We start from the raw sequence: 16,922 nt of genomic DNA on the forward strand, positions 1-16,922 counted from the left end.
GCCGGGTCAAAATTCGGCCGGATATAGTGCTGCAATCACAGCAGGGATCTGCTGTGGGTTAATAATGCGTAGCTGCTTGTGTCGCCCCAATTCGCCTTTTTCTATCACCACATTGCTCTTCGCCACCCGGAACTGCTTGGCGATAAACTTGACCAAGTGGGCATTGGCCTGACCGTCTACCGGAGGTGCGGTAATGGCGACTTTTATCTCGTCGCCATGCAGGCCAATAATCTGGTCACGGCTGGCTTTAGGCTGGATATAAAGCCTGATAGTCAGCGCGCCGGACGTTGGGGTGACTGCACTCACAGTAGGACCCAGATCTGACCAAACACGTCCGCGCCCAGAGAGTTGAGAAGATAGAGGATCAGGATCACCACCATCGCAGAGAAATCAATCCCACCCATCGCTGGAATCAACCGACGGATCGGGGCCATCAGCGGTTCGGTAAGCTGATGCATAACATAATCAACTGGGCTGCGCCCTTGGCTGACCCAGCTCATTAATGACCGAATGATCACCACCCAGAAAATCAGGTGCCCGGCAGATTTGATCAAGGCGATCAGGCCAAACAGCAAGTTATACAGACTGAGTGACATGCCGCCACTTTGGATCAGCAACAACAGCGGGTACTTGATGGTCATCAACAGGAAGGCCAGCAATAAAGATGCGCTGTCTACCGGCCCCATAGAAGGAAGAATACGGCGCAATGGCCCAATAATCGGCTGGGTGACCTTTACCACGAACTGTGAGAAGGGGTTATAAAAGTCGGTGCGTGTCAGTTGCATCCAGATGCGCAGCAACAGCACCATCACATAAATATCGATAACAGTTTTGACCAGGAAAGTCAGCGTTAGCATGTAGGTTACCCTTTTCCTTAACTCTTGGTGATGCCCTTGAGAGTTCAAGTTGCCTAGCAACCTGAATATCTTCAGGTACAGTTAAAATGATTTTTCCATTTCCTGCGCACGGGAAACGGCGGCCTGCATTGCTTTAGCGACGGTCTCTGGCAGATGGTGCTCATTGAATACCCGCAATGCTTCGGCGGTGGTGCCACCTTTAGAGGTTACTTGATCTCGTAGGGTTGCTAAAGATATTTCCGGGTGGGCGCTAGCCAATGCGGCTGCCCCCACAGCGGCCTGTTGCACCAGGTTACGGGCCGCTTGGCTGCTGAAGCCCATACGTTCAGCCTCTTGCTGCATCGCATCCATAAACAGGAAGAAGTAGGCCGGGGCACTCCCCGCAGCGGCTATTACGCCATTGATATCGTTTTCGTCATCGACCCAACAGATTTTACCCACTGAACTCATCAGGCTGCTGGTGTAATCGCGGTCCTGTTGGCTTACCTGAGCCGGTGCATACAGCCCACTGATGCCTTCCCCCACCAGTGCGGGTGTATTGGGCATAATACGCACAATATTCAAGGCGGTGCCGAGCATTTGATAGAATCGGCTGACCAGGATACCCGCTGCAATGGATAACACCAGTTTGCCAGAGAAATTAACCTGCTGTTGTAACGGTTGACAGACTTGCGCCATCATCTGTGGTTTTACCGCCAGCACCACCACATCGGCGGCTTGTGCGCAGGCGATATTGTCGGCACTGCTGATCACGCCATACTCGGCGGCCAGCGCATCACGCTTGCCCGGTGATGGTGCGCAAACGCTGATGGCGGAAGCCGGATAACCACTGGCAACCAGACCAGCGATAATCGCACGTGCCATATTGCCGGCACCAATAAAGGTTATTTTACGGTGTTGCATGGACTTCCTCATTGGTTGTATGGATTTGTTAGGCCCGAGCGCCAAAAATAGCGGTACCGATACGTACCAGGGTACTGCCCGCGGCGATAGCGGCGGACATATCGTCAGTCATCCCCATCGACAGCGTGTCCACTTGCGGATAACGCTGTTTAAGCGCCTGATAGGCGCTGTTCATCTGGCCAAATACCGCTAACTGGCGCTGATAATCGCTTTCCGGTGCCGGGATCGCCATCAATCCACGCAAGGTGATATTGGGTAGCGTAGCGATAGCTTCAGCCAAGGGGGCCAGTTCAGTCAAGGCAATGCCTGATTTACTCTGTTCGTCACTGATATTTATCTGGATCAGTACATTAAGCGCTGGCATACCCGCAGGGCGTTGATCGCTGAGTCGCTCGGCGATTCGCAGGCGATCAAGGGTATGGAACCAGTTAAAGTGCTCGGCAACCAGTCTGCTTTTATTGGATTGCAACGGGCCGATAAAGTGCCATTCCAAGCCAATTCCGTTGGGTTGCTGAGCAAAATACTGGATCTTCTCCACACCTTCCTGCACGTAATTTTCACCGAATGCGCGCTGACCTGCCGCGATGGCTTCTGCGATCGCTTCCACAGGTTTGGTTTTGCTGACTGCAAGCAATACCACCTCTTCTGGCGAGCGCGCGCAACTTAGCGCTGCGGTAGCAATACGCCCCCTGACATCTTGCAGGTTCTGTTGGATAGTACTCATAGTTAACCCAGGAGATTGATATGGATATCGATAAATTTGTGGCTCTTAGTGTAAAGCATAATGCTTCAGATCTGCACCTTTGTAGCGGTCATCTGCCCATGTTACGTATTGATGGTGAGTTGCAGGCGGTCGCGGGGGAAGAAATTATCTCGCCGCAGCAGATGGAGGCCGGGTGTAAGCCGTTATTAACGCCAAGTCTGTGGCAGCAATTGCAGCAGGTTGGGCAGCTTGACTTGGCATTGACCCTGGCGGATGGTGTGCGGTTACGGGCTAATTTCTTTTTACAAAACAGTGGGCTTTCCGTCGCGTTACGCAGGATAGCCAGCCATTGCCCAAACCTGGCGGAATTGGCCACCCCGGAGATTATCCCCACTTTGTTACAGCGCTCTGATGGTCTGATATTGGTGACTGGCGCCACAGGCAGCGGCAAATCCACCACCTTGGCGGCCATGATCGATTTTATTAATCAGCATCAGCACCGCCATATTCTCACTTTGGAAGATCCTATCGAGTTTGTTCATCACAGTCGTTGTTGCTTAATTCAGCAACGGGAACTGGGGCGTGATACTCACAGCTTCGACGCTGCATTGCGTGCCGCATTACGTGAAGACCCTGATGTGATCCTGCTGGGGGAGCTGCGTGACACCACCACTATTCGGCTGGCCTTAACGGCTGCGGAAACCGGCCATCTGGTACTGGCGACCCTGCATACGCGTAGTGCAGCACAAGCGGTAGAGCGGCTGGTGGATGTATTCCCCGCAGAGGAAAAGCCCTATGTACGCGCGCAGTTAGCTAACAGCCTGCAAGCGGTGATTGCCCAAAAGCTGTTGAGCCGGCCTGGTGGAGGGCGAGTGGCTATTTACGAAATTCTTACCGCCACGGCGGCGGTTAGCAGCATGATCCGTGAGGGGAAAACCCATCAGTTGGCCAGTGTGTTACATAGCGGGGGGCAAGCGGGTATGCAAACCTTTGAACAAGGGCTACAGCAGCGTATTCAAGCGGGGATACTCAGCGGGGGAGGGCCTAAGGATGCTGCTCAAACCAGCTTTCCAGAATAACCACCGCAGAGGCTGAATCCACACTACCTTTGTCGAGCGCCCGGAAGCCCCCCCGGTCAAACAGGTGTGAACGGGCTTCAACGGTGCTTAAACGTTCATCATGCAGAATTACCTGCACACCAAAGCGACCATGCAGGCGATTGGCAAATTTACGGGCACGTTCAGTTAACGGTTGCTCAGTGCCATCCATATTCAGCGGCAAACCGACTACCACTAAATCGGGTTGCCACTCTTGCAATAGACGTTCAACTTTTTGCCATTCCGGTACGCCATCCTGTGCCTTGAAGGCAGGTAATGCCCGTGCGGTGCCGGTGATTTCCTGGCCGATAGCCGCACCGATGCTTTTAGTACCGAAATCAAAGGCAATAATAGTACGGTTGGTCATCAGGCATGTCCTGCTTGGTTGGCAATGCTACGAATATCAATCCCTAAGCGGTTTGCCGCTTCACGCCAGCGGTTAGCGATTGGCGTATGGAACAGGATCTCGTTATCGGCCTCGGTGGTTAGCCAGGCATTAGCCAGCACTTCTTGCTCTAACTGGTCCTTGTCCCAGCCAGCATAGCCGAGTGCAACCAGTACCTCTGCGGGTTGGTTCGGGGTACCGAGCGTTTCCAGTACATCTTTCGAGGTGGTGATCATGGTCGTTGGCGAGATCAGGATGCTGGAGTCAAAGCCTTGATGTGGCGTATGCAGAATAAAACCGCGATCATCGGCCAACGGCCCGCCAGAGAATACTGGTTTCTTCAGGTTAATTGATGGGTCGCGCGGTGAAGGTTGGATGTTAAGTTTTTCCAACACCGTTTCAACGGTGAAATGCTCCACTGGTTTATTGATGACCAACCCCATGGCTCCTTCATCGTTATGTTCGCAAACGTATATCACTGCATGCTTAAAGCGCGGATCTTCCATGGCAGGCATGGCGATCAGGAAATGGTGCTGTAAATTCATATGGTTATATAAGTCAGTGGTTTTTAATTAGGGATAGTCAATACACTCTAAATAATTCGAGTCGTTATAGCATCCCCTTTCAGAGAAAGGGGATGGGGTAGTTAGCTTTTCGCCAGGCGCTTTTCAATGGCATCCATCAACATGCCGGTGATTGAAACAGGGAAGGCGGCTTCGATCTCGCGAGCGCAAGTTGGGCTGGTGACGTTGATCTCAGTGAGGCGGTCGCCGATCACATCCAATCCAACAAAAATCAATCCTTTCTCTTTGAGGGTTGGGGCCACTGCACGGGCAATTTCCCAATCACTGGCACTTAGCGGGCGAGCCTCACCCCGGCCACCTGCTGCCAGGTTACCACGGGTTTCCCCCTGTGCCGGGATACGTGCCAGGCAATAAGGCACGGGTTCACCATCTACCACCAGAATACGTTTATCCCCGTCCTTAATCGCTGGCAGGAAGTTCTGTGCCATACAGAAACGGCTACCGTGTTCGGTCAGGGTTTCGATAATTACCGACAGGTTCGGATCATCCTGCTTAATACGGAAGATGGAAGCTCCCCCCATACCATCAAGCGGTTTGAGGATAATATCGCCATGCTGCTGGTGGAACTCACGAATACGGGCTGCACTGCGGCTCACCAGGGTGTCTGGTGTCAGTTCTGGGAACCAGGCGGTAAACAGTTTTTCGTTACAGTCACGCAGGCTCTGCGGTTTGTTGACGACCAGGGTTCCTTTCACTTCTGCACGTTCTAGAATATAGGTGGCATAAATGAATTCGGTATCAAATGGCGGATCCTTACGCATCAGGATCACATCCAGCTCATGCAGTGGCAGGTCTTGCTCAGTGCCAAAATTGAACCAGTTCTCCTGGTCTTGTTTTACCGTCAGTTGTCGAGTGCGGGCTCGGCCCTCACCGGCATGCAGATAGAGGTCACCCATCTCCATATAGTGAATTTGCCAACCACGGCGTTGTGCTTCAAGTAGCATGGCAAAACTGGTGTCTTTCTTGATATTGATGGATGCAATAGGGTCCATCACGATGCCGAGCTTGATCATCTCTTCTCCTTACAAACCTGTTATCACAGGCTATTAGCCCAGGTCGCCGAAACGGACCTGCAAGGCGGTAATTGCGGTGAGGGCGGTGGTTTCGGTACGTAAAACCCGCGGCCCTAACAGAATATCAGTAAATCCATAACCTGCAGTCATGGCAATTTCATCGCTGGATAATCCCCCTTCTGGCCCAATCAGTAACCGCACATGCTTCACCGGTAATGGCAGTGTATTGATGCTTTGGCTCGCGCGAGGGTGCAGATTCAGTTTGAGGCTATCATCTTGTTCTGCGCACCAGTCTGATAGTGACATGGCTTCACGGATTTCTGGAATGCGGTTGCGGCCACATTGCTCGCAGGCGGCGATGGCAATTTTTTGCCACTGTTGGCGTTTTTTGGCCAAGCGTTCACCAGCAAGCGTAACACCACAACGCTCGGAAAACAGCGGGGTGATGAGGTTAACGCCTAGCTCAATAGACTTTTGGATGGTGAACTCCATTTTATCCCCACGGGAGATAACCTGGCCAAGGTGCAGATTGAGCGGTGATTCACGGTCTTCCCACTGCGCGCCGTGAACCTGAACCAGCAGATTCTTTTTATCGGCCCGGGTGATTTCGGCATCAAATATCTGGTTGCTGCCGTCGAACAACTGCAACTTTTGCCCAGTGCTCATGCGAAGTACTCGGCCAACATGATTAGTCGCATCCTCGCTCAGAGCGATTTCGCTATTAGCGCTCAATGGGGCAGGATGGTAAATGCGAGGTATACGCATAATGGTTCTCAGATCCTGGCTTGATGAAAGTGCGCTGTTTTCAAGCAGCGCGAACGTATTTACGCATTAAAGTACTATAGTAGGTCAGCAATAGTAGGTCAGTCTTTTCGTTGCTGACAAGCCTGTTGAATATACGGGTTATTATTGCCTTGTACGAGGGCGATACGCGCTTCTCTTTGGCATTCCCAGAGGCTGACGGGGTACTGACGGTCCCAAGCGTCAAAAAGTTGGGTTTGCTGCCGTGAAAGTTGCAGGTGATAACGGTCACGCATATAGAAGTAAGTACGGGCAATGGCACCGCGCGCACGGGCTGGCGGCTCTGCCTGTTTATTTTTGAAATCGACTTTCATTGGGCATTGGCCGTATTGACCTTCCCCACCATTCCATTGGCTGAACATAAAATTATTGCGGTCACCATTCACTTCGCCGATGGCGGGTTGCAGGTTATGCAGGTCAGTTTCCATTTGGCGATAAACGGGGTCTTTATCGCAGTTCTTGCGGCCACCGTTTTGCCAGCATTGCAATTGGTGGCCAAACTGCCAGGCCGGGACCACATGTTCCCATTCAATGCGCTCAGCACGCTGAGTATTTTTACGCACCTGATAACCGCAACTGGTGAGGTCAGGAATACCCTGTTTTCCCTGCCAATGGATCTTACAGCCACAGTAGAAGCTACCTGGGGCATCTTGATTGATTTTAGCTGCGGCGGCTTTGGCTTGGGTGAAGTTATTAATACCTTGTGCCAAGGCGCTGCTGGAGAGGGCTAAGGCCACTATAAATAAAATTTTGCGAGGCATATTCCAAAACTGTTTGAAATGGCAAAGTAGGCAGGGTAGTCGAAGTTATCGGCAGTAGCAAATGGTGATATACCCGTCGTGAATCAAACGGCGGGATGTGAGTAGAAACTTATATGCGTTTGCGGGTGAATTTGTACACGCTTACTGGTTGTCAGCCTGAAAATAACAGCTTTTCACCACATTGGCGGCAACGGTATTCGCTCTCGCTACGCATCACTCGGTTATGGCGGCGCAGCGTCAACTGATGTTGCTGGCAAGCGCAGCGATAAGGAAAGGTTTTGCTCTGTACCGAGCTGATTTCAAATCGGTGGGTGCGGCGGGCGGAAACCAGTAGCACTTGCTCCATCATCCAGCGCCATTCTCGACCATGGGGTGCAACGCGGCCAAAATGGCGGAACACCAGCAAATGGGCCAACTCATGGGGGACGACTTCATCAATAAACGGCTGTTGGTTTTCCAGCAATAGCACCGGGTTGAGGCGGATTTCCCAGCTTTGCAACCAGGCGGTGCCCGCGCTGGTGCCCCGTTGCTGGTAAATGACTTTCGGTTCAGGAAATTCAACGGCTAAATGTTGCTGCGCCAATTGTAATTTATCCTGTAGGCAGCGCATCACCGCTTGTTGTAGTGCAATGGGGACTCTTATTCGGTTCATTGATGTTAGCTTAAGTAATGAGGCAATGGCTGGCAAAAGGGGATATGAACGGAGATGATATACCGTAGTAATGGAGATTTCATCAGGTAGGATAAAACACACCGTTATTGCTAAGCTACTGAGTTAATCGCGGCTATTTTGCGATTTAGCGCAACGACTGATGGCCTGAAAATACGTAAGGTATAGAGAGTTTTTGACGCAGCGCGCTCTGAGCATGCAGAGCACGTGTGAATTTAACGCAGCTGATGTTGCAAGTGAGAGATCAATGTCGAATAAACCGTTTTATTACCAAGACCCGTTCCCACTAAAGGCAGACGATACGGAATATTACCTATTAAGCCGCGATTATGTTTCCATCGATCAGTTTGCTGGTCAGGAGGTGCTTAAGGTTGATCCGCAAGCTTTGACGCTGGTTGCTCAGCAGGCTTTTCACGATGCCTCATTTATGCTGCGTACCGGTCATCAACAACAAGTTGCTGATATTCTGCATGACCCAGAAGCCAGCGAGAATGATAAGTATGTTGCTTTGCAATTTTTGCGCAATTCCGAAATTGCAGCCAAGGGCATTTTGCCTACCTGCCAGGATACCGGCACCGCAATTATTGTAGGTAAGAAGGGGCAGCGAGTTTGGACCGGTGGTGGCGACGAAGAAGCCTTGTCACGTGGGGTATACAACACGTTTATTACCGATAATCTGCGTTATTCGCAAAATGCCGCACTGGATATGTATAAAGAGGTCAATACCGGTTGCAATCTGCCTGCGCAGATCGATCTCTATAGTGTGGATGGCGAAGAGTATAAATTCCTGTGTATTGCCAAAGGTGGCGGTTCAGCCAATAAAACATATTTGTACCAAGAAACTAAAGCGTTGTTGTCACCAGGCAAGTTGAAAGATTATCTGGTGGATAAAATGCGTACTCTGGGGACATCGGCGTGCCCACCGTACCATGTGGCTTTTGTTATCGGTGGTACTTCTGCCGAAGCAACGCTGAAAACCGTCAAGCTGGCTTCAACGAAATATTATGATGGCTTGCCAACAGAAGGTAATGAGCACGGCCAGGCGTTCCGCGATGTGGCTCTGGAAGAAGAACTGCTGAAAGAGGCGCAAAAACTGGGCATCGGGGCGCAGTTTGGGGGTAAATATTTCGCCCATGATGTTCGTGTGGTGCGTTTACCGCGTCATGGGGCTTCTTGCCCAGTAGGGATGGGGGTTTCCTGTTCAGCCGATCGTAATATCAAAGCCAAGATCAACCGTGAAGGTATCTGGTTGGAAAAACTGGAACATAATCCAGGTCGGTTTATTCCGCAAGAACTGCGTCAGGCGGGGGAAGGTGAGGCCATCAAAGTGGATCTTAACCGGCCAATGGCCGAGATCCTCAAGCAGTTGTCACAATACCCGGTCTCAACTCGCCTTTCTTTGAGTGGAACCATTATTGTTGGGCGAGATATTGTTCACGCCAAGTTGAAAGAGCGGCTGGATCGTGGTGAAGACTTGCCACAATACATAAAAGACCACCCGATCTATTATGCAGGCCCGGCCAAAACACCAGCAGGTTATCCTTCAGGTTCTTTGGGGCCAACAACCGCTGGGCGTATGGATTCTTATGTCGATCAGTTGCAGTCTCATGGTGGCAGCATGATTATGCTGGCTAAGGGGAATCGCAGTCAGCAGGTGACTGATGCTTGTCACAAGCATGGTGGGTTCTACCTAGGGAGTATCGGTGGCCCGGCCGCCGTTTTGGCGCAGCAGAGTATCAAGAGCCTGGAGTGTGTGGAATATCCTGAGTTGGGTATGGAAGCGCTCTGGAAAATTGAAGTGGAAGATTTCCCGGCCTTTATTTTGGTGGATGATAAAGGCAACGATTTCTTCCAGCAGGTTCTGTCATCACAATGTACAGGTTGTGTGAAGTAACCCAGCCCGGTTGATTCAAGTTGTAGCCTGACCGTCATCGAGAGGCCCATTGCTGGGCCTCTTTCTTTCTGTGCCGCAGTAGCCTAATTCCGCCGTAGCCGATATTTCTGGAGTCCAGAGTTTGCTAACCCACTCGATGATTAAACGCCTTGAATCATAGGGTATTACAACTATGCTTAATTCATTATTGATGACTGAAAAGTGATGTCGCATGACGAGGCCACAGCCAGAAGAGGCTACCCGCACAGCCAGAGGTAAGTTCTCTTTCGCCAAAAATCGGTTAATAAAAATTAATCTACTGCCATTGATGTTATTTATCGTTGGGGTAGTTCTGTCTGCAGTTGGCACTTGGCAGATCTACCGTGAAATAGAAGATCATGCCAAAATTGAGTTTAAAAATGATGTAGAAAGGGTCTCAGGGGAACTGGTTCGTCGTTTCCTACAAACGGTAAATGGTTTGAATGGTGCGCGCGGAGTTTATGCGACTAATAATCATTTAACTCGAGAGCAATTCCGCGCTTATGTGGCTTCACGTGACTTGCCGGTGGACTTTCCTGGCGTGAGAGGGTTTGGTTTTATTCAACGGGTTGAGCGTAATAATCTCGATGAGTTTATAAAAGCCGTTAGGGCGGATGGGGCACCTGAATTTACTCTTCGTCAGCTGAATGATAAAAATTACAATGATCTGTATATCATCAAATTTCTCGAGCCAGCCAAAGGTAATAAAGGTGCTGAGGGGTTAGATATTGGCTCGGAAGCGGTGAGACGGGCAGCTGCATTATCGGCTATTAATACGGGGAATGCGACATTAACGGGTGCCGTTAATCTGGTACAAGAGAGCCGTAAAATCCCAGGGGTACTATTATATGTTCCGGTTTACGCCACAGGGAGTATGCCGACTACTCCTGAACAGCGGCAGGAATCACTGGTAGGGTTAGTTTATTCACCCATAGTGATAGCAGAGTTGCTAAGTGATATTCCTGAGTTTGTTAATAGAAGAGTCAATATAGAACTGTTTGATAGTATAAATAATATATCTACACAGAATTTGATTTTTGATGCATCCGCCAATAAAGAGTCTGATTTTATCACTAAAGAAGCAAAAAAAGATCAGTTTGAGGCTGACGGCGAGTTTGTTGACACCAGCATATTGCATCTTCCTGGCCGCGATATGACACTAAGAGTCAGTCGGTTTGCAAACTATGAAGATACGACTGAACGTTATGCCTCTTGGTTGTTATTTTTACTTGGCTGTTTGTTAAGTGGCGTGTTGGCACTGTTTCTCCGCCAGCAAATTAATGGTCGCTATCGTGCCGAACGCTTGGCTTATAATATGACGGCTGATCTTGAACGGCTGGCCTTGGTGGCTAAAAATACCTCTAACGCAGTGGTTATTACTGATATAAACCGCTTGATTGTTTGGGTTAATGAGGGGTTTGAGCGCATTACGGGGTACAGTAAAAGTGAAGTGCTCGGTAAATCACCAGGAGCATTATTACAGTGTGCGAACAGTGATAAAAAAGTTCTGGCGCAAATGGGAAACGCTTTACATGCCGGAGAGTCGTTTAAAGGAGAAATCATCAATTGTTCCAAATCGGGTAAGGAGTACTGGATTGAGCTGGAGATCCAGCCGCGTTATAACGATAAGAATGAAGCCATCGGTTTTATGGCAATTGAATCGGATATCAGTGAACGTAAAGCCACTTATTTCCGTCTGGAAGCTGCTTTGCGAGAAAACAATGCCTTGCTCAGTACACTTAATTTATATGGCATCGTCTCTTCTGCAGACTGTAATGGGCAGATTATTGATGTTAATGATGCTTTCTGTAGCATCAGTGGCTATAAGCGCGAGGAGTTGATTGGCAACAATTACCGGATGCTGGAGTCTCATGCGCATTCGCCCGAATTCTGGTTATCCATGTGGAATGATATCTCGAGTGGAGTTCCGTGGCGGGGGGTTATTTGCAATAAATCGAAGAGCGGCGAACTCTATTGGGTTGATACCACTATTGCACCTTTTAAAAATAGCGCGGGCGAAATTGATCGGTATGTCTCTATTCAGACCGATATTACCGCCAGCAAAAATCAACAAGCCAGTTTGATTATCGCGCGTAATCAATTAGTCAGGGCGGCAGATGTGGCTGAACTGGGTATTTGGTCTTGGAATATTCCTGAAAGTACGCTCTCTTTTGATGAGCGGATGAATGATATCTATGCATTACCGCTTGAATTACGCCATGGCCCTATTTCACAGGATTACTGGTTTGATTTATTGCACCCGGAAGATCGTCAGGATGTCGCATCTGCTTTAAACCAGGCATTAGAAGGTGAAGATGTTTACCGCCAAGACTTTAGGGTGGTTATTGATAATCAAGTACGCTTTATTCAATCCACCGGTACCGTGGAGCGGGATGAGAATGGGCACCCTGTGTTGATGATGGGTATCAATCGTGATATTACTCAGCAACGTGAGAATGAAAATATACTGCGTGCAGCCAGGCAGGCAGCAGAAGAGGCCAATAGCGCCAAATCTGCATTCTTAGCGACCATGAGCCATGAACTGCGCACCCCAATGAACGCTATTCTTGGCATGATGACACTACTGAGAAAAACCGGGTTAAATACCAAACAGGCAGATTATGCGGTCAAAATTGAAGCAGCGGCACGCTCACTACTGCATCTGCTTAATGACATTCTAGACTTTTCAAAAGTTGAATCAGGCAAGATGGTATTGGAATGTATTCCATTTAATATTCATGAAATGCTGAGGGATCTGTCGGTTATTTTATCCGGTAATTTGAAAGTTAAAAGTGTCGAAGTTTTATTTGATATTGATCCGCAACTACCCACTTTTGTTGAAGGGGATAGCATGCGGTTGCAGCAAGTATTAACCAATCTTGGCAGTAATGCGCTGAAATTTACTGAGAAAGGTGAAGTGGTTCTGTTTATCAAGGTGGTGAAGAAAGAGAGTCATTATGTGACGTTGCAGTTTGGGGTCCGTGATACCGGAATTGGGATTGCTCCTGAGCACCAAGAGAGAATATTCAGCGCATTTACTCAAGCAGAAGCCTCCATCACCCGCCGATTTGGTGGTACTGGGCTAGGGTTGGTCATCAGCCAGCGTTTTGTCAGTTTGATGGGGGGAACATTACAGCTGGAAAGCCAGCTCGGTTTTGGTAGCCTGTTCCATTTCACGGTGACTCTGCCAATACCTTCTCAGCCGCTTTCAGGGCCGCAGATTTCAGGGACCTTGGCAAATAAAGTCAATGTCCTGCATCAGCTACGCGTGTTGGTTATTGATGATAATTTGACCTCTTGTAATCTGATTAAACGGATGGGGGAGTCACTCAACTGGACAGTTGATGTGGCAACCAGCGGCAATGACGCTTTGCAATTGATTAATACACAGCGTGAGCAAGGAATGACTTACGGTGCATTATTTATTGACTGGAAAATGCCTGGCTTAGATGGTTGGCAGACCAGTAAAGCCGTGCGTGAACTGATGTCGAAAGGTAACTCGCCAATGATTGTGATGATTACTGCTCATGGTCGCGAAATGTTGTTAGCACGCAGTGAAGAAGATCAAACATTGATTGACGGTTATCTGATTAAACCGATTACTGCCTCGATGTTGCTGGATTCAGTTACTGACGTGTTAAGTCATAATAATCAGTCAGACAATTCAAAGATGGTGCAGCAGACATCCTCTCATCGATTAGAGGGCATCAGGTTGTTGGTGGTTGAAGATAATTTAAATAATCAGCAAATCGCACGAGAGTTATTGGAGGATGAAGGAGCTATTGTTCAGATTGCTAATCAAGGGCAAGAAGCCATTGATATACTTCAGGATAACTCGGCTTTATTTGATGTGGTGCTGATGGATTTACAAATGCCGGTCATGGATGGTTTAACGGCTGCGCGCTATATTCGTGGCACTTTAGGGTTGGCTGATTTACCGATTATCGCCATGACGGCCAATGCGATGACTTCTGACCGTGATGCTTGTTTAGCCGCAGGGATGAACGATCATATCGGCAAGCCCTTTGAGCTGAATAATTTGATCCGGGTGATTCGCAAGTACAGTAAGCGCCCTGAATTGGTGCTGGTTGCCAGTGAAAATTACCCCAGTTCACCATTAGGACAGGAATGGAAAAATGTAGCGGCTGCCGCAGGTATTGATATTACCTCTGCCATTGATCGATTAGGTGGCGACATTGAACTTTATCAGAATATGTTGTTGTTGTTTTCCTCCGAATTGGCTGATTTCCCGCAGCAGTTGGATAAATTTGTGGTTCAGCAGGATTGGCCCGCTTTATCGCGGTTGTTGCACACCCTTAAAGGGTTGGCGGCGCAATTGGGGGCACCTTACTTATCGCAGATGGCCAGTGATGGCGAGCAATTGTTGAAGAACTCACCAACACTGCCATCAGAAGGGATGGCTAGGTTGTTTGATGAGGTAAAAAAGGAAGCACAATCAATACAGATGGCACTGGTACAGCTAAGTCAGTTATCACCTGATGATGTACATCAGGCAGCGTCAAAAGAAGAGACAGACACGCATCCTATTCTTTCTGAGTTGAATGCTTTGATAGCCTTGCTGCAAAATTCAGATATGGCGGCATTAGAGGTAATGCGTAAATTGCAAACGAACTTTGGTTATCATTTTGGTGAACAGTTGCGCCCATTAAGTGATGCAATCAATCAGTTAGATTTTACTCTGGCGATTGAAGTAAGCCAGGCATTGTTAAGTGCGCTTTCTATTCAGGGAGAGAGCCATAATGCCAATAAGTAATCTACCTGAGTTGGATTCAACACTGTTTTTTCCGCAACAGGGAACGGCGAAGCTGCTGATTGTGGATGATCACCCGATCAATATTCAGATGCTATATCAAGTGTTTTCCGCCGATCATCAAGTTTATATGGCGACGAATGGTAAGCAGGCTCTGGAGGTCTGTTTAAAGCAGCAGCCAGATTTGATTTTGCTGGATATTGAAATGCCTGATATCAGTGGCTATGAGGTGTGTGCACAATTGAAGGCGATGCCTGAAACCAAAGATATTCCGATTATTTTTGTTACCTCTCATAGTAATGAAGAAACTGAAACGCGTTGTTTCCAGGAAGGGGCAGCTGATTTTGTCAGTAAGCCGATCAATAGAAATACAGTTAAAGCCAGGGTTCATACCCAGTTGTTATTGCGGGCACAAGCGAACTTATTGCGACAATTACTTTATTTTGATGAGGTCACCGAGGTTCATAATCGCCGTTACTTTGATGAGCGATTACATCAGGAGTGGCAGTTTGATAGCCAGGCACCGCTGAGCTTGATTCTTATTGATGTCGATTTTTTTAAAAAATATAACGAATTGTATGGGCACCAGGAGGGAAACATTAGTCTGCGGCGTATTGCGAAGTCAACGCAGCTGGTTGTTACGCGGCCAAGAGATGTTGTCGCACGTTATGGTGATGAAAACTTTGCCTGTTTACTGCCTAATACCGAATTTAATCATGCGATGGCGATAGCCGAGAAGATAAGAGCACAAATTATTGCTCTTGAGATCCATCATAGTGATTCGTTTGTATCGCCGTTTGTCAGCGCTAGTCTGGGCGTCTGTTGCCGAGGTGCCAAGAGCTCAGGGAGCCTTGATGATTTTTTGCACCAGGCAGCAGAACAATTATATAAGGCGAAGAAAAATGGCAAGAACCAGGTTTGCGGGGCGTTGTTAGGCTCTATCGGTTAATCGGTTAATTGATTTGTTGGTAATTGCATTATTCAGAAAGGCTTAAAGCGCTATAGCCAGCCCCTCTGTGATTTGATTAATGTATCTTACTCAAACCGCAGGGGGCTGGCCGATGAGTCAATTTACTGATTGTTGAGTTTTTTGTTTAATCACATAGCCGATACCGAGAATGGCAACCCACACTGGAATTAACAGAACGGAAATCCGAATGCCAGGTGTTAGGTACATAATCACCAGAATACCCGCCAGAAATACCAGGCATAGATAGTTACTGAACGGATACCAGAACGCCTTGAACTTCGGTTGTACCCCTTCACGCATTTTAGCGGCACGGAATTTCAGGTGCGCCAGGCTGATCATCGCCCAGTTGATCACCAGCGCAGAGACTACCAGTGCCATCAATAGCTCAAAGGCACGGCCAGGAATCAGGTAGTTGATCAATACACAGAACCCGGTTGCCACGGCAGAGAAACCAATGGCAATCACTGGTACGCCACGGCCATCGACCTTCATTAGGGCTTTCGGGCCATTACCTTGTTTCGCCAGACCGTACAACATGCGGCTGTTGCAGTAAACACAACTGTTATAGACCGATAGTGCGGCAGTGAGTACCACGATATTGAGTACCGTTGCCACCATATTGCTGTTTAATGCATGGAAGATCAGGACAAATGGGCTACCACCTTCAACCACTTTACCCCACGGATAGAGTGACAGCAGAATGGTCAGGGAGCCGATATAAAAAATCAGGATACGGTAGATGACCTGGTTGGTGGCTTTGGGAATGCTTTTTTCCGGGTTATCAGCTTCAGCTGCGGTAATCCCCACCAGTTCCAACCCACCAAATGAGAACATGATCACCGCGATAGCCATCACTAATCCCATAACACCGTTCGGGAAAAATCCCCCTTGAGCCCAAAGATTGGTCACTGTGGCTTCTGGTCCACCTTGGCCGCTGAGCAACAAATAAGAACCAAAGGCGATCATACCGATAATGGCGACCACTTTGATGATGGCAAACCAGAATTCCATCTCTCCATAGACCTTCACATTGGACAGGTTGATGGCATTGATGACCAGAAAGAACACGGCGGCCGAAACCCAGGTTGGGATCTCTGGCCACCAGTATTGTACATAGATACCCACAGCCGTCAGTTCCGCCATGGCAACCAGCACATATAACACCCAATAATTCCAGCCAGAGGAGAAACCTGCGAACCCCCCCCAGTATTTATACGCAAAGTGACTAAAAGAACCAGCGACTGGCTCTTCAACGACCATTTCACCTAATTGACGCATGATCAGGAACGCAATAAAACCGCCAATGGCATAACCCAGAATGACTGATGGGCCAGCCATTTTTATGGTTTGGGCGATACCCAGAAACAAACCGGTACCGATTGCCCCGCCTAAGGCAATAAGCTGAATATGGCGGTTTTTCAGGCCGCGTTTCAGCTGGTCGTGTTGTTGACCACTCATTAAAAGAATCCTCTGTTGTTGCAGAACACGAATATTG

At 48.7% G+C, this 16,922-nt stretch carries 15 protein-coding genes; 4 read left to right on the forward strand and 11 right to left on the reverse strand.

What is annotated here, in order from left to right; translation table 11 throughout:
- Positions 1–6: 6 nt before the first annotated feature.
- The 4 genes from yggU to AC2A06_RS14185 form a co-directional block, all read right to left on the reverse strand.
- Entirely contained in the window at positions 7–306 is a 300-nt protein-coding gene (yggU, locus tag AC2A06_RS14170) for a DUF167 family protein YggU (protein ID WP_484380714.1), read from the reverse strand.
- Positions 303–857 carry a YggT family protein gene (locus tag AC2A06_RS14175; protein WP_023489070.1) on the reverse strand — a complete coding sequence of 185 codons (555 nt, stop codon included), beginning with the start codon at positions 855–857 and terminating at the stop codon, positions 303–305. Before AC2A06_RS14175 ends, yggU begins: the two co-directional genes overlap by 4 nt.
- Before the next feature lie 81 nt (positions 858–938).
- A complete protein-coding gene (gene proC, locus AC2A06_RS14180) occupies positions 939–1,760 on the reverse strand; it encodes a pyrroline-5-carboxylate reductase (protein WP_473196969.1) in 822 nt (273 codons plus the stop codon).
- Between the two features lie 28 nt (positions 1,761–1,788).
- Positions 1,789–2,484 carry a YggS family pyridoxal phosphate-dependent enzyme gene (locus AC2A06_RS14185; RefSeq protein ID WP_484380715.1) on the reverse strand — a complete coding sequence of 232 codons (696 nt, stop codon included), beginning with the start codon at positions 2,482–2,484 and terminating at the stop codon, positions 1,789–1,791.
- Between the two features lie 20 nt (positions 2,485–2,504).
- Here AC2A06_RS14185 and AC2A06_RS14190 point away from each other — a divergent pair, with 20 nt between their 5' ends.
- Entirely contained in the window at positions 2,505–3,542 is a 1,038-nt protein-coding gene (locus AC2A06_RS14190) for a type IV pilus twitching motility protein PilT (RefSeq protein WP_484380716.1), read from the forward strand.
- Here the strand turns inward: AC2A06_RS14190 and ruvX are convergent.
- From ruvX to AC2A06_RS14220, 6 genes are all read right to left on the reverse strand, one after another.
- Positions 3,508–3,927, reverse strand: coding sequence for a Holliday junction resolvase RuvX (gene ruvX / locus AC2A06_RS14195; protein ID WP_023489066.1), 420 nt, complete (start codon positions 3,925–3,927; stop codon positions 3,508–3,510). The two genes, AC2A06_RS14190 and ruvX, sit on opposite strands and share 35 nt — an antisense overlap.
- Positions 3,927–4,490 (reverse strand): YqgE/AlgH family protein, encoded by a 564-nt coding sequence (locus tag AC2A06_RS14200; protein WP_484380717.1) that lies wholly within the window; start codon positions 4,488–4,490, stop codon positions 3,927–3,929. The genes ruvX and AC2A06_RS14200 overlap by 1 nt, the downstream gene beginning before the upstream one ends.
- Before the next feature lie 101 nt (positions 4,491–4,591).
- Entirely contained in the window at positions 4,592–5,542 is a 951-nt protein-coding gene (gshB, locus tag AC2A06_RS14205; protein WP_023489064.1) for a glutathione synthase, read from the reverse strand.
- Between the two features lie 33 nt (positions 5,543–5,575).
- Positions 5,576–6,307: a 16S rRNA (uracil(1498)-N(3))-methyltransferase gene (gene rsmE / locus AC2A06_RS14210; protein WP_484380718.1), complete on the reverse strand. Its 732-nt coding sequence runs from the start codon at positions 6,305–6,307 to the stop codon at positions 5,576–5,578.
- Between the two features lie 98 nt (positions 6,308–6,405).
- Positions 6,406–7,104, reverse strand: coding sequence for a deoxyribonuclease I (endA, locus tag AC2A06_RS14215; RefSeq protein ID WP_473196974.1), 699 nt, complete (start codon positions 7,102–7,104; stop codon positions 6,406–6,408).
- Positions 7,105–7,255: 151 nt separating this feature from the next.
- Positions 7,256–7,756: a SprT family zinc-dependent metalloprotease gene (locus tag AC2A06_RS14220; RefSeq protein ID WP_484380719.1), complete on the reverse strand. Its 501-nt coding sequence runs from the start codon at positions 7,754–7,756 to the stop codon at positions 7,256–7,258.
- Positions 7,757–8,021: 265 nt separating this feature from the next.
- On the opposite strand from AC2A06_RS14220, the gene fumA reads away from it, so the two are divergent.
- From fumA to AC2A06_RS14235, 3 genes are all read left to right on the forward strand, one after another.
- Positions 8,022–9,668, forward strand: coding sequence for a class I fumarate hydratase FumA (gene fumA, locus AC2A06_RS14225; RefSeq protein WP_484380720.1), 1,647 nt, complete (start codon positions 8,022–8,024; stop codon positions 9,666–9,668).
- 211 nt (positions 9,669–9,879) lie between these two features.
- A complete protein-coding gene (locus AC2A06_RS14230; protein ID WP_484380721.1) occupies positions 9,880–14,460 on the forward strand; it encodes a CHASE domain-containing protein in 4,581 nt (1,526 codons plus the stop codon).
- Positions 14,447–15,406: a GGDEF domain-containing response regulator gene (locus AC2A06_RS14235; protein WP_484380722.1), complete on the forward strand. Its 960-nt coding sequence runs from the start codon at positions 14,447–14,449 to the stop codon at positions 15,404–15,406. The genes AC2A06_RS14230 and AC2A06_RS14235 overlap by 14 nt, the downstream gene beginning before the upstream one ends.
- 117 nt (positions 15,407–15,523) lie before the next feature.
- On the opposite strand, the gene AC2A06_RS14240 is transcribed toward AC2A06_RS14235, so the two are convergent.
- The gene (locus AC2A06_RS14240; RefSeq protein ID WP_484380723.1) at positions 15,524–16,885 is read right to left on the reverse strand and encodes an amino acid permease; all 1,362 of its coding nucleotides are present in this window, start codon (positions 16,883–16,885) and stop codon (positions 15,524–15,526) included.
- Between the last annotated feature and the right edge of the window lie 37 nt (positions 16,886–16,922).

The organism is Serratia sp. HNCC26DJ244, assembly GCF_057180565.1.

Excerpts from the sequence above, each read along its gene's own strand:
- proC (WP_473196969.1), bottom strand. The coding sequence starts at position 1,760 with ATGCAACACCGTAAAATAACCTTTATTGGTGCCGGCAATATGGCACGT.
- AC2A06_RS14235 (WP_484380722.1), top strand. The coding sequence starts at position 14,447 with ATGCCAATAAGTAATCTACCTGAGTTGGATTCAACACTGTTTTTTCCG.
- AC2A06_RS14220 (WP_484380719.1), bottom strand. The coding sequence starts at position 7,756 with ATGAACCGAATAAGAGTCCCCATTGCACTACAACAAGCGGTGATGCGC.
- fumA (WP_484380720.1), top strand. The coding sequence starts at position 8,022 with ATGTCGAATAAACCGTTTTATTACCAAGACCCGTTCCCACTAAAGGCA.
- gshB (WP_023489064.1), bottom strand. The coding sequence starts at position 5,542 with ATGATCAAGCTCGGCATCGTGATGGACCCTATTGCATCCATCAATATC.
- endA (WP_473196974.1), bottom strand. The coding sequence starts at position 7,104 with ATGCCTCGCAAAATTTTATTTATAGTGGCCTTAGCCCTCTCCAGCAGC.
- AC2A06_RS14230 (WP_484380721.1), top strand. The coding sequence starts at position 9,880 with ATGACGAGGCCACAGCCAGAAGAGGCTACCCGCACAGCCAGAGGTAAG.
- AC2A06_RS14175 (WP_023489070.1), bottom strand. The coding sequence starts at position 857 with ATGCTAACGCTGACTTTCCTGGTCAAAACTGTTATCGATATTTATGTG.
- AC2A06_RS14200 (WP_484380717.1), bottom strand. The coding sequence starts at position 4,490 with ATGAATTTACAGCACCATTTCCTGATCGCCATGCCTGCCATGGAAGAT.
- AC2A06_RS14185 (WP_484380715.1), bottom strand. The coding sequence starts at position 2,484 with ATGAGTACTATCCAACAGAACCTGCAAGATGTCAGGGGGCGTATTGCT.
- AC2A06_RS14240 (WP_484380723.1), bottom strand. The coding sequence starts at position 16,885 with ATGAGTGGTCAACAACACGACCAGCTGAAACGCGGCCTGAAAAACCGC.
- rsmE (WP_484380718.1), bottom strand. The coding sequence starts at position 6,307 with ATGCGTATACCTCGCATTTACCATCCTGCCCCATTGAGCGCTAATAGC.
- AC2A06_RS14190 (WP_484380716.1), top strand. The coding sequence starts at position 2,505 with ATGGATATCGATAAATTTGTGGCTCTTAGTGTAAAGCATAATGCTTCA.
- ruvX (WP_023489066.1), bottom strand. The coding sequence starts at position 3,927 with ATGACCAACCGTACTATTATTGCCTTTGATTTCGGTACTAAAAGCATC.